Source organism: Pseudomonas sp. NPDC087358 (assembly GCF_044900785.1).
Lineage (GTDB): Bacteria > Pseudomonadota > Gammaproteobacteria > Pseudomonadales > Pseudomonadaceae > Aquipseudomonas.
Map to the genome: position 1 here is coordinate 103505 of NZ_JBJDOA010000002.1, position 12293 is coordinate 115797.

The following is a 12293-nucleotide window of genomic DNA, read 5'->3' on the forward strand; positions in this document are numbered from 1 at the left end:
CAACCCGCCGAGGAAGTGGATCGTGAAAGTCGCCCAAGTGCATAGCGAAGCCGTCAGTCCCATGAGTCCCACCGTCGAAGATCTCGTCAGCGCCGCTGAATGGCAGGCACGAGTCGATCTGGCGGCCTGTTATCGACTGGTCGCCATGCACGGCTGGGATGATCTGATTTTCACCCACATCTCGGCCAAGGTGCCGGGCACCGAAGATTTCCTGATCAATCCCTATGGTCTGATGTTCCATGAGATCACTGCGTCGAGCCTGGTCAAGGTCGACCAGACCGGCAAAAAACTCATGGACAGCCCTTACGACATCAACCCTGCTGGCTACACCATTCACAGTGCCGTGCACGAAGTGCGTCACGATGTGGTCTGCGTGATGCATACCCACACGGCTGCCGGCGTGGCGGTTTCAGCGCAGAGGCAAGGCGTGCTGCCAATCAGTCAGCAATCGCTGTTTGTGCTGTCCAGCCTCGGGTATCACGGCTACGAGGGCGTGGCGTTGAACCCTGAAGAGAAGGCACGGTTGCAGGCGGACCTGGGGGATTGCAATTTTCTCATGCTGCACAATCACGGCCTGCTGACGTGCGGCTCGAGCATCGCTGATACCTTCCTGATGATGTTCACCTTCCAGCGCGCCTGTGAAATCCAGGTCCTGGCCCAGGGCGGCGGCGCTGAGTTGATCCCCATCGACGGGCAGATCCTGGCGGGCGCCAAAGCCATGATCGCCGGCGTAACGCGCAGCGCCCAAGGCATGGGCGGGCAACTGGCCTGGCCGGCGCTGTTGCGCAAACTCGATCAGTTCGCGCCGGGGTATGCGCAGTAATGAGCCTGGCGGAAATTCCTCTGAGCGTCTGGCGCACCCGCGGCCACGATTTCATGTTCCGCGGTCAGAGAATTCGCTATTGGACTGCAGGCCAGGGTGAACCGCTGCTATTGATTCACGGCTTTCCTACCGCCAGCTGGGATTGGCATTACCTCTGGCAGCCACTGTCGCGTCAATACCGGGTGATCGCCTGCGATATGCTTGGCTTCGGCGATTCAGACAAACCTCGTGATCACGCCTACAGCCTGGTGGAACAGGCCGACCTTCAGCAAGCGTTGCTCGCCCATTTGCAGGTGGAGCAGTCGGTGCATGTCCTGGCTCACGACTATGGCGACAGCGTCGCCCAGGAGTTGCTGGCCCGGCACGGGGAGGGCAGTTTCGACATGGCCAGTTGTGTGTTTCTCAACGGCGGGTTGTTTCCGGAAACCCATCGCCCACTGTTGATCCAGAAACTGCTGCTCAGCCCCGTCGGCTGGCTGGTGGGACGGATCTTCAACCGCGACAACCTGGACCGGGACTTCAGCCGCATTTTCGGACCCGACACACGGCCCAGCGAAAGCGAACTGGACGATTTCTGGAGCCTGATTGCGGTCAATAACGGCCATCACATCATGTACCGGCTGATCAGCTACATTCCCGAGCGCATCGTGCAGCGCGCGCGGTGGGTGCAGGCGATGCAGCACAGTCGTGTGCCCATGCGCTTCATCAATGGCGCCGCCGATCCGGTTTCCGGCCAGCATATGGTGGAGCGCTATCGGGAGCTGGTTCCTCATCCCGATACCGTGCTGATCCCACGTATCGGTCGTTACCCGCACACCGAGGCCCCCGCCACGGTGCTTGGAGCCTATGAAGAGTTTCGTGCGGCGATGGGGCGGTTTCGAGCCGAGCCCATCGCGCCCTCTGCGACGGTCAAAAGCATGATCGCCGATCATCCCCCTGCGTTATCGAGCACTATTCAGAGTGTGTCGTGTTGATTGTGACCACCCAATGACTGGTTGACACTCGATGACTGTTTCGCGCGTTCTCGAATCTTCTGCCAAGCCAGAATGTGCCGCTGTGCCAGCGTGTAGAACGGGCATCATCATCGGGGGAAAGGGACATGGCTGAATCGATACGTTTCGAAGATAAAGTAGTGATCGTCACGGGCGCCGGTGGCGGGCTGGGGCGTGCGCACGCGTTGCTGTTCGCCCGCCACGGGGCACGCGTAGTGGTCAACGACCTCGGTGGTTCGGCCCACGGTGAGGGCGCCAATGCTTCAGCGGCGGACCGAGTGGTGGCGCAAATCCGCGAGGAGGGTGGGCAGGCGGTGGCCAATCACGACTCGGTCACTGACGGCGACAAGATCGTTCAAAATGCCCTCGACGTCTTTGGGCGGGTCGACGTGGTGGTCAACAACGCCGGCATTCTGCGCGACAAGAGCTTCGCCAAGATGGAAGACACTGACTGGGATCTGATTTACCGGGTCCATGTCGAAGGCGCCTATAAAGTCACTCGCGCCGCCTGGCCGCATCTTCGTGAACAAAACTATGGTCGCGTGATCTTCACCTCTTCGACGTCCGGTATCTACGGCAACTTCGGACAGTCCAATTACGGTATGGCCAAGTTGGGCCTTTACGGTCTGACTCGCACGCTGGCGCTCGAGGGGCGCAAGAACAATATCCTGGTCAATGCCATCGCTCCCACCGGCGGCACGCGGATGACCGAAGGCCTGATTCCGGCCAGCGTGTTCGAACTGCTCAAGCCTGAGCTGGTCAGCCCTTTGGTGGTGTATCTGGGCAGCGAGCAATGCGAGGACAGCGCGGGTCTGTATGAAGTTGGCGGCGGCTGGATCGGCAAAGTACGTTGGGAGCGTAGCCTGGGCGCAGGGTTTGACCCGCGCACCGGGTTCAGCCCTGAAGACGTGGCAGCACAATGGGCCACTATCGGCGATTTCAGCGACGCAGCGCATCCGGCGGACAACGTCGAAGCGTTGAAGGAAATGATGGCCAATTTGCAAAAAATGACCTGATAAATACTCGGGTTTGATTGGGAACGGCCAGTTCGGGCGACCTAACTGGCCGTTTTTGTAAGAGGATTATTTTACTCGTTGTAGGAGTTGTCTCTATATAAGGCAATGATTCCGTCTTCACTGTTTTCGCCTCAACATCGTCCGTTCACACCCGACACCCCGGCAGATGAATTCATTCTCTGGGAGGCAATATGATCGGGAATTTGAGCAAGGTTCAGGAACGACTGAGGGTGTATGCCGCCCCTCCTGATCAACGCTTCAATGTGAAGTCGGGGTTGAGTCCGCAGGAAGAGGCAGTGAAAGAAAAAGTCAGGCAGTACTGGGCGGACCAGAGTGTGCCGAATGTCAAGAAGCTGGAGGGGTTGAATATTGATTTGAAGGGATTCGATCCCCGACACACTACGCCTAAGGAGTTGCGGTCGATAGGTTTTATCTTGGAGGATCTTGGGATAATCGATAGTGACCTCATAGGTGCGATGTCCAGCATCGATATTCAATTCGACAGCCAGGGCAATGAAATAAATATGGATCGACAAGTCGATGCATATGCCTTTATGGAGCGACATTTAGAGTTCTTGGGCAAGCACATTGCCCAAGGCAATGATTACGCGAAAGGTGCTCTGGTCGACACAACTGCATCGATCGCTATTCTGATGGCACTTGAGGAACGTGCTAAAACCCCGCGACTGAAGTCTCTCGTAAATATTCGAGTATAGTGCGAAAAAACCTGTCACTTGGGCATATGTAGGTGCCCAAGTGAACCTGGCTCAACGATTACATTGGTACTGTGAAGCTACCCCGATAACTGGCCGAGCGCTCGTTCCGCAGATTGTCGATTACCAGCCTGAATGTGCCCGACCCATAACGACCAGAAGGATCGTAGGTGGGTGATGTGACCGAGTTCCAGTTTCCGTTAACGTATTTCTGTACTTTTACCGGAATCTGTCCCGATGCCCCCCTGACAGTGAAATGATGATTGGTCGTACCGCACGTCACGGTATAGGGTCCATAAATAACCTTCTCCTGCCGGGGCGCTACGGTGCCCGGAGAAATGGACCCTGACCGTTTGGTGCAAAAGTTCAGGTTGTTCGCCACGGGTTCAGCAAGCGCTGAACCGGTCAGCGATGCCAAGCTTATTGCAAGTAGCGCAGCCGCTATATTTTTCTTGTTCATGATGAAACTCCGTTAGTCAGATCGATATTTATCGTCGCCGGGTAAACCCCGTTTTGCTCCGATAACTAACGTTTAAACATATGATCTGTAGGACCGGGGCTGATAATTGCGTAGGAGGCCTCCGATCAATTTTTTGAAGTCACCAACAAGAGTGCAAGCTTTGATTGCAATACGCCATCATCTACAGGTAAAAAAAAAGCCGCTGCAAGGGCAGCGGCTAAACAAGACGTCAGATCCAGGAGCTTCAAAATCCACGTCGGAAACTCGGTAAAGAGCCGGATAGACATTACGGATCAGATCACGAAAGACTTTCCTGTTCGCGGCGAGGGCAGCCGCGAAGTGAGTAAATACTAAATAATAGTGGCGGTTTTAAACATAGCCGTTTGCGACATGCAGTTTTACCAGAGCGGCAACAATACCAGGAAGATTTCGCCGTGTGTCGTTATCGCTTTCCTACCGATCACGTCGTACAGGTTGCCGCACGCAATAAATACATACCGCAGAGCAAGCACGAAAAGCGCATTTTATAACAGCTCATCTCATCGCTCGTCTGTTACCCCGCCCGGCTGGATGCCGGAAAGGGATGAGCGATTCAACTGGAGCTGTACCCATGAATACGTCACCTGTTTCCGCCTCCCCGGCGGCCGAAAGATTCGACCACATCACCCAACACCTGGCCGGGCTCACCGAAGCCTGTGCCGGATGCCAGCAGGTTCTGACCCAAAGCCTGACCCTCCGTGAACTCGCACTGGAACTGCTGCGAAGCCGCGTCAATGACCTGCGGACCGAGGTCGGGCTGGTCGTGTCCAACCCCGACGCGCTGTTTCTCAATTACCGCCACAAGGACGGAACCCTGGGCTCCATGGCAATGACCGATGTGCTGATAGACGCCATGCGCCAGGGCGCATCGGTCATGACGGCAGCGGACGCGGCGTTCTATACCCGTCATGATTCTCTTGACCCGGCACATGCGCTGACTGCCGTGCAAAATCAGAAACTCAAGGAGTTGCTGGAGGACTTTGCGCGGATCCTGGCGGGTTCCTATCAGGGCCATCTCAAGGTGTTCTGGCGAAAAACACTCGCCAGCCCGGCCAATCCCGGGCATTTCGATTCTGCCAGGCAGATCCTGATCGAGCAGCACCGCGTGGCGCTGCACAGTGAAATCGCCTTGCGCGCAATTTCCCGAGACGCGTCAGCCGATGACAAGACCCGCTTGTCCACGGTCATCGACAGTAACGCTCCAGAAGGGGTTTTTACCTTGTCCTGGGTGGCCAAAGACGGAATGCCGGTTCGCCTGCCGTTCGCTTACGTCGTCAACGAAATGCCCGGAGGTGGCGACCAGCCTTCTGGCGCTGTGTACCTGGTCAGGCCTGGTCGCGGGATCGAGCATATTGAATCGGTCGCACTTGTGCGTGAACTGTTGAGCGAACGTCTGGCCGATATACACGCCGAAGAGTGTCTGCGCGACTCCCTGTTGTTGTCCGATCAGGCCCGACTGGAGGCTGGTGAAGTGGTCGAGCCGGGCGCCTGGGTATTCGAATCGCTGAGCGGCCCGTTGCTGAGCGCACATGTGCGTTCCCTGCAACACAAGCAATTGGAGGATTTGAAATTCCTCCTACAAGGTATCGGGGAGAACGCTGATACCGAATTGTTTCATTCCGAGCTGGACCGTGTGCGGGTGTGCGGTCATCTGGACGACGCCATGGGCCGCCGCTTCAACTCCCTGGCAGTCGAGATGGGTGAAATCGTTCAACCCGACTGGCGTAAGTACGGCGACCAGGGGCAAAAAGATCACTTGGATAAACTCGAGAGTCTTTATCACCAAAGCAAACAGACGCTCGAAGGTTTGCTGGAGGGCGTTTCTTCGCTGGAAAATTTTGCCCGTGACGAAATCAGTACTTACGTGCGCCAGCACCTGGGTTGCTTCATCGATCCGGATAAAGTTCAGATCACGTTGCAGGACGCAATCGAACTGGGCGCCGGTGAAGAGCTGCAAATGCGTTATCAGAAATCGCTGCTGGAGTTCGCCATCCAGGGCTTGCCGGAGGGTGAAATACTTATCTCGCCGGCACCCAACGATCTTCATGCCGAGTTCTCCGATCGATTCGTCATGACCATGATCAACGACCTGAACCTGCACTTTCGTTATGAGGATAAACTTCGACGCTGTTACGCGGACGAAACCACGCTGCGGGCGATGACCCATCATCGCGACAGCGCGATTGAATTGGGTGCCTGGGCCGCGTCCATGCAAGGCCATATGGTTCAGCCCCGCAGCCATGACCTGCTTCATTTGATCCGCGGCGACACCAGCAAGCAGGGCTCGGACTTTGCAATCGGCAGTCTGTATCTGAAGCAGCCAGAGACACGCTTCAGGGACCTGATTGTCTTTTCGGAAAAAATCGATTCCGACGAGCATTTTGTGCTGTATGCGCCGGGGGCTCCGGGCGGCCAGGATTTCTTCGAGTTTGGTTCGTGGCGACAGCTGTGCATCAGGGTGGGGGAATGGCTTGCTCTTGAGGCAGGTCGCTCCTACGTCCGCGATCAATTGGCCAGCCGCGCGGGAGGCGGGGTCAATGCGGTGCTGAGTCATGTTGAACTCAAGCCGACGGAGTGGGGAGAGGACAGTTGTGTGTTCGTGCGCTGTACAGGCGAAAACTTCGAGACCAATCTTTCTGACCTGGTGCGGCAGAAAACGGCACGAACGATAGATGCCATGACGACCGCGGCAACGCAGGCCATCGATCAACGTTCACGGATACGTCCCTCGAACCTGGCCCTTGTTGAGGCACGCATTACCGCGCTCAATGCCGAGTTTGCCCGACTGAGCCCAGGGCTGGTCTCGCTCAGGGAATACGTCCACCAGCATACGAAAAAATTGCTCAACAACTTCCTGCGCAGCCAGGGCTACACCCGTGAAATCGATCCTGACACCTTGTATGTGGGCCTGGATTCCGATCGTTTGGCGAGCCCCGACTTCAGCGAACATTCGGATCTGAAAACCTTCACTGAACTCATGCTGCAAGGCGCTGTGGATATCCTCAGTTACAAGCCTGATATCCATTTATATTCCTCGACGGGCCTGAACGTGAGGACACTGCCTCAAGGCCTTATCCAGTTCATGGACATACAAATCCGCGAGGCCGATTTGGCCGCTGATTACATGAAAGATCTGTCGCGCTCGTATCTCAGTCGTTCTAGCCGTGACTATTTGCGCCGCAAAGCCGTGATGGGGAAGCGGATCCAGTACGATATGCAGCGTGCTGCGCTCAAGGCGTTTATCAACGGCCGTCTGGATGAGCGTCAGCACGCCTGGTTGACCCGCACCATCGATACTCTGGGCCCTGAAGCGCAAGTGTCCGCGGCCGACGGCGAGAGCAGCGTTGCCTACTTCAGGATCCAGGGGGTGCTGGTTGAAGGCGTGTATATATTTGAAGACTCCACGGTAGATGATCCCGATTACAAGCTGCTCTATACCCCGGACTCGCCGGACGGTATTGCCTTCAGGGCGCTGACCCACTATGCCGACCTGTTGGGATCTGGCGACATGCGCAGTTACTTCAGCAGTCGTATCTCCTACTCGGGTCAACATTGGTACCGTGATTTCCTTGAAGAGTTCGATCGCAGCAAGAAGCACCACGCGAACGTTATCAATGCCGAAAATCGGATTAGAAGCGCTCAGCAACTGTACGTCGATATGATCGAGCGAATGATCGCCAACGCCGATGCCGAAGTTCAAACTACCGCAGAGAAACGTCTTGCCCTGGCCTGGACCATCATCCAATGGTCCGGGACCATTCTGCTGTTGCCTTTCCCTAACTTGAGTTTCAGCTGGGGCCTGTTGACCACCACTGTCACGCTTTCACGGGGCATCGATGCATATGCCGCCGGTGACCGCGCTACGGCCTTGCCACTGCTGATCTTCGGGGTTTTGGGGGTTGTGTCAAGCGGGGATACGGCGCGGGCGCTTATTCAAGGAACGTCTACCGTACTGAAAGGAGGCGTCTCTCATGCCGCGGGCTGGGCGGCCAGCAAGCTTGAACTGGGGCGCATTGTGCGAGAGGTCGTCTAGTGCACAGCCTTTCCTGACGGAAGCTGTACCAGTCGCTGAGTCAACCTGATCCGCTGCACCGGATCATCACTGAGCAGCAACGCATGCTCCAGGTCGTGACGTTCGGCCTGTGGGCATTCGAGGGTCTGATACAGGCTGGCACGAGCGAGGTAGTCGCTGGTGTTGGCCTGTCCCAATTCCAGAACACGATTGGCATCCTTGAGCGAGGCGAGCAGATCGTCGTTGATCTGATGCAAATGACGCAGGTTGCGCGACAGCCGCTGGAGCATGGCCTGTGGCGTCGCCGTTTGCATGTGTTCAGCCTTGAGCGGCATGTTTGGCCCGAATTGGCGCAACAAGAGTTCGCGGCAATCCTTGGGGTACAGCCTGCGTCCGTCGCAAGGATCGAGCGTGTGATCGGCACCGGGCACTCGCAGCAGGAAATGCCCCGGAAAATTCACGCCCTCCAGCGGGATCTCCATGCGTCGGGCAAGCTCCAGGGCGATCATTGCCAATCCCAAAGGCTGGCCACGACGGCGTTCGACCACCTTATGCAGCAGTGCCACCTGAGGTTTGGGCTGGGCGACGTCATCCTGTTGGAAGCCGATCGTCGCCATCTGTCGCAACAGCGGTTGAGCAAGTTCGGCCGCTGGAAGCATGGGCAGCGCAGCGCTGATTCGGCGCTGCAGTTGCTCGATCAGCTCAAGGCTCTGGAGTGGCTCGGCCAGGGCGTCGTGCTCGACAGATATCCACAGCGCTGCCTCGAACATTGCAGAGGGCGTGCGTTGCAGACAGTCCAGGCATTGTTGGCGTGGATTCATCGACTTCTCCAAATGGATCAGGCATGCGCAACCCTGTCCCGGGATGCTCCGTTGTAGCCCCGGCGACGGAGTTCGTCCAGTGCCGATTGCTCGGCAGTGCGCCCTTTAAAGAATCAACTGACATCTTGTCCAGATATGTCCTACAGAACCTCCGTTTTTTCCGCCAGCGCCTATACTCGCAATACAAAAAAAGGGAGCACTGCCTATGTTCGCTCTCATGCAAAGCTCACGTGTTCAATCGCTGCATATGATTGTCGATGCACACACTTGTCTGAAAGCTGTGGTCGCGATTCATAGCAGCCGCAAGGGCCCTGCTCTTGGCGGTTGTCGCTATCTCTCATATCCAAATGAAGAGAGCGCAATTGAAGATGCCATTCAATTGGCCAGAAACATGAGCTACAAGGCTGTCCTGGCTGGCTTGTCTCTGGGTGGAGGGACGGCGGTCATCCTCCGTCCTGCCCACGTGCCTGATCGCGCGGCGCTGTTCGAGGCGTTCGGGCGCTTCATACAGACCCTGGATGGCCGTTACATCACGGCCATGGACAGTGGCACGTCCAGTGAAGACATGGACTGCATCGCCCAATACACCCAGCACGTGACCAGCACCACCGAATCGGGCGACCCCTCGGCCTACACCGCCATGGGGCTCTATGCCGGCATCCGTACGACGGCCATGGCGCGTCTTGGCAGCGACAATCTGGAAGGGTTGCGGGTGGCGATCCAGGGATTGGGGCATGTGGGTTATGCCCTCGCCGAGCAGCTGCACGCCGCCGGCGCCGAGCTGCTGGTGGCTGATCTGGACAGCGGCAAGGTGCAGCTGGCTATGGAGCAAATGGGCGCCAAGCCGATTTCCAGCGAAGCGTTGCTCAGCACGCCGTGCGACATCCTTGCGCCGTGCGGGCTGGGGGGCGTGCTCAACAGTCACAGCGTGACCAAGTTGCGTTGCGCCGCCGTGGCCGGTGGTGCCAACAATCAACTGAGCTGTCCGGCCATTGCCGATCAGCTCGAAGCCCGCGGCATCCTCTACGCCCCCGACTACGTGATCAACTCCGGTGGTTTGATCTACGTCGCGCTGCAACATCAGGGAGAAAACCAGAACACCATTACTGCTCATCTGTCGCAGATAGGAACCCGGCTGACTGAAGTATTTGCCCATGCCCAGGCCGAGAAGCGCTCACCCGCGCGGGTAGCCGATGCACTGGCAGAACGCCTGTTGAACCTTGAATAGCGCCTTACCGGCACTGTTCAAACAAGGCTCGCGATCACGAGTGGCGAGCCCTGACCATCACGCGTGACTGACGCGTGTCAGGAGTGTGCAATGCCTCATAACAAGATCGATCTTGCCTATACCCGTTATCTGTCCCCTGACGGTCGATTGACCGGACAACTCCCACCCTGGGCCGATGACTTCAATCTGCTCACCCGTCTCTATCGGCAAATGGTCCTGACCCGGCTCTTCGACCAGAAGGCTGTCGCCCTCCAGCGCACCGGCCGCATCGGCACGTACGCGCCAACCCTGGGTCAGGAAGCTATGGGCGTTGCCATCGGCAGCCTGATGCACCCCGAAGACGTGCTGATCCCCTATTACCGGGATACCGCTGTGCAGCTGATGCGCGGCGTACGCATGGAGGAGATTCTGCTCTACTGGGGCGGCGACGAACGCGGCAGCGACTACGCCGAGCCTGCCGTGGCCCAGGACTTTGCGCTGTGTGTACCGATTGCCACGCAAGCGCTGCATGCCTGTGGCGTGGCCAGCGCATTCAAGATTCGTGGTGAGCATCGCGTTGCCGTCACCACCTGCGGCGATGGCGCCACCAGCAAGGGCGATTTTCTCGAAGCGCTGAACGTGGCAGGCGCCTGGCAGCTGCCAGTGGTGTTCGTGATCAACAACAATCAGTGGGCGATTTCCGTGCCGCGGCGCATCCAGTGCGGCGCACCGACTCTGGCGCAAAAGGCTATCGGCGCGGGCTTTCATGGGGAGCAGGTCGACGGCAATGACATGCTCGCCGTTTACGACCGCATGCAGATCGCGCTGGAGCGTGCGCGCAATGGTAAAGGGCCGGTGTTACTCGAGTGCCTGAGCTACCGGCTGGGCGATCACACTACCGCCGACGACGCCACCCGTTACCGCGCCGCCGAAGAGGTGAAACAGGCCTGGCTGGAAGAGCCGATCAAGCGCCTGCAATCGTTCATGGCCAGTCAGGGGGTGTGGGATGAAACGCGCGAACAGGCGCTGATTGCTGAGTGTCAGGGCCTTGTTCAGCAGTCTGTGGATAACTTCGAACGCGCAGGCAATCAGCCCCCGGAATCGGTGCTCGATCACGTTTACGCGAAGTGGCCTGCGGCCCTCGCCGATCAGCGAGAGTGGTTCCTTGAGCGCGTGGCGCGTCGTAATGGAGGGGCCGACCATGTTGAATGATCCGTCCGTGGACAAGAAAGTCAGCCTGCTCGAAGCGGTCAACCTGGCGATGCACCGGGCCATGAGCGAAGACGAGAACGTTGTAGTGCTGGGTGAGGACGTAGGGGTCAACGGCGGGGTGTTTCGTGCGACCCAGGGCTTGCGCGACACCTTTGGTTTCAAGCGCGTGATCGACTCGCCGCTGGCGGAAACCATGCTCGGTGGGCTGGCGGTCGGAATGGCCGCACAAGGGCTCAAGCCTGTGGTGGAAATCCAGTTCATGGGGTTTATCTATGCCGCCATGGAACATCTGGTTTCCCACGCCGCACGCATGCGCAACCGCACGCGCGGGCGGCTGAGCTGCCCGATGGTCATGCGCTCGCCCATGGGCGCCGGCATTCGTGCCCCGGAGCATCACAGCGAAAGCACCGAGGCGATATTCGCCCACATACCAGGATTGCGCGTGGTGATTCCTTCCTCGCCTGCGCGAGCATATGGGTTGCTGCTGGCGGCCATCGACGACCCGGATCCGGTGATCTTTCTGGAGCCGACCAGGCTTTACCGGATGAATCCGCAACCGTTGATTGATGACGGCAAACGCCTGCCGCTGGATACCTGCTTCACCCTGCGCGAGGGCGGCGATATCACGCTGATCACCTGGGGCGCCAGCGTCCACGAAACCCTGCAGGCTGCGAGCGTGCTGGCCGGGCAGGGCGTGTCGGCGGAGGTGATTGATGTCGCCTGCGTCAAACCGCTGGACCTCGACACGCTTGAGGCTTCAGTGCGCAAGACCGGGCGTTGCGTGATCATTCATGAGGCGCCGCGGTCCGGCGGGCTGGGCGGGGAAATCGCCGCCAGTCTGTACGAACGTGTGTTTCTTGATCTGCAGGCGCCGATCCAGCGCGTGACCGCGCCGGACATTCCGCCACCGCTCTACCGCCTGGAGCAGCTGTACATTCCCAGCATCGAAGACATCCTGCACGCGTGTGACAGCGCCCTGAATTTCGCCTGACGGCCGA

Annotated in this window: 10 protein-coding genes; 8 read left to right on the forward strand and 2 right to left on the reverse strand. The window is 58.1% G+C overall.

Annotation, left to right across the window (positions count from 1 at the left end):
* Positions 1 to 61: 61 nt before the first annotated feature.
* The 4 genes from ACI2KS_RS04120 (at position 62) to ACI2KS_RS04135 (ending at position 3547) form a co-directional block, all read left to right on the forward strand.
* Positions 62 to 823 carry a class II aldolase/adducin family protein gene (locus tag ACI2KS_RS04120; RefSeq protein WP_404618464.1) on the forward strand — a complete coding sequence of 254 codons (762 nt, stop codon included), beginning with the start codon at positions 62 to 64 and terminating at the stop codon, positions 821 to 823.
* On the forward strand, positions 823 to 1797 hold the full coding sequence (locus ACI2KS_RS04125) for an alpha/beta fold hydrolase (RefSeq protein WP_404617470.1): 975 nt from the start codon (positions 823 to 825) through the stop codon (positions 1795 to 1797). The genes ACI2KS_RS04120 and ACI2KS_RS04125 overlap by 1 nt, the downstream gene beginning before the upstream one ends.
* Before the next feature lie 125 nt (positions 1798 to 1922).
* A complete protein-coding gene (locus tag ACI2KS_RS04130) occupies positions 1923 to 2831 on the forward strand; it encodes an SDR family oxidoreductase (RefSeq protein WP_404617472.1) in 909 nt (302 codons plus the stop codon).
* Positions 2832 to 3022: 191 nt separating this feature from the next.
* On the forward strand, positions 3023 to 3547 hold the full coding sequence (locus tag ACI2KS_RS04135) for a hypothetical protein (protein ID WP_404617474.1): 525 nt from the start codon (positions 3023 to 3025) through the stop codon (positions 3545 to 3547).
* 58 nt (positions 3548 to 3605) lie between these two features.
* On the opposite strand, the gene ACI2KS_RS04140 is transcribed toward ACI2KS_RS04135, so the two are convergent.
* A complete protein-coding gene (locus tag ACI2KS_RS04140) occupies positions 3606 to 4004 on the reverse strand; it encodes a hypothetical protein (protein ID WP_404617476.1) in 399 nt (132 codons plus the stop codon).
* Positions 4005 to 4866: 862 nt separating this feature from the next.
* Here ACI2KS_RS04140 and ACI2KS_RS04145 point away from each other — a divergent pair.
* The gene (locus tag ACI2KS_RS04145; RefSeq protein ID WP_404617478.1) at positions 4867 to 8076 is read left to right on the forward strand and encodes a dermonecrotic toxin domain-containing protein; all 3210 of its coding nucleotides are present in this window, start codon (positions 4867 to 4869) and stop codon (positions 8074 to 8076) included.
* On the opposite strand, the gene ACI2KS_RS04150 is transcribed toward ACI2KS_RS04145, so the two are convergent.
* The gene (locus ACI2KS_RS04150) at positions 8073 to 8876 is read right to left on the reverse strand and encodes a SirB1 family protein (RefSeq protein ID WP_404617480.1); all 804 of its coding nucleotides are present in this window, start codon (positions 8874 to 8876) and stop codon (positions 8073 to 8075) included. The genes ACI2KS_RS04145 and ACI2KS_RS04150 overlap by 4 nt on opposite strands.
* 205 nt (positions 8877 to 9081) lie before the next feature.
* Between ACI2KS_RS04150 and ACI2KS_RS04155 the strand changes: the two genes are divergently transcribed.
* The 3 genes from ACI2KS_RS04155 (at position 9082) to ACI2KS_RS04165 (ending at position 12286) form a co-directional block, all read left to right on the forward strand.
* Positions 9082 to 10104: a Glu/Leu/Phe/Val dehydrogenase dimerization domain-containing protein gene (locus tag ACI2KS_RS04155; protein ID WP_404617482.1), complete on the forward strand. Its 1023-nt coding sequence runs from the start codon at positions 9082 to 9084 to the stop codon at positions 10102 to 10104.
* A gap of 90 nt (positions 10105 to 10194) precedes the next feature.
* Entirely contained in the window at positions 10195 to 11295 is a 1101-nt protein-coding gene (pdhA, locus tag ACI2KS_RS04160; RefSeq protein ID WP_404617484.1) for a pyruvate dehydrogenase (acetyl-transferring) E1 component subunit alpha, read from the forward strand.
* Positions 11285 to 12286, forward strand: a complete 1002-nt coding sequence (locus ACI2KS_RS04165; RefSeq protein WP_404617486.1) for an alpha-ketoacid dehydrogenase subunit beta — start codon at positions 11285 to 11287, stop codon at positions 12284 to 12286. Before pdhA ends, ACI2KS_RS04165 begins: the two co-directional genes overlap by 11 nt.
* Positions 12287 to 12293 lie beyond the last annotated feature (7 nt).

Bases quoted from the DNA above. Each gene is read 5' to 3' on its own strand.
- ACI2KS_RS04120 (WP_404618464.1), top strand. From the start codon at position 62: ATGAGTCCCACCGTCGAAGATCTCGTCAGCGCCGCTGAATGGCAGGCA.
- ACI2KS_RS04125 (WP_404617470.1), top strand. From the start codon at position 823: ATGAGCCTGGCGGAAATTCCTCTGAGCGTCTGGCGCACCCGCGGCCAC.
- ACI2KS_RS04130 (WP_404617472.1), top strand. From the start codon at position 1,923: ATGGCTGAATCGATACGTTTCGAAGATAAAGTAGTGATCGTCACGGGC.
- ACI2KS_RS04135 (WP_404617474.1), top strand. From the start codon at position 3,023: ATGATCGGGAATTTGAGCAAGGTTCAGGAACGACTGAGGGTGTATGCC.
- ACI2KS_RS04140 (WP_404617476.1), bottom strand. From the start codon at position 4,004: ATGAACAAGAAAAATATAGCGGCTGCGCTACTTGCAATAAGCTTGGCA.
- ACI2KS_RS04145 (WP_404617478.1), top strand. From the start codon at position 4,867: ATGGCAATGACCGATGTGCTGATAGACGCCATGCGCCAGGGCGCATCG.
- ACI2KS_RS04150 (WP_404617480.1), bottom strand. From the start codon at position 8,876: ATGAATCCACGCCAACAATGCCTGGACTGTCTGCAACGCACGCCCTCT.
- ACI2KS_RS04155 (WP_404617482.1), top strand. From the start codon at position 9,082: ATGTTCGCTCTCATGCAAAGCTCACGTGTTCAATCGCTGCATATGATT.
- pdhA (WP_404617484.1), top strand. From the start codon at position 10,195: ATGCCTCATAACAAGATCGATCTTGCCTATACCCGTTATCTGTCCCCT.
- ACI2KS_RS04165 (WP_404617486.1), top strand. From the start codon at position 11,285: ATGTTGAATGATCCGTCCGTGGACAAGAAAGTCAGCCTGCTCGAAGCG.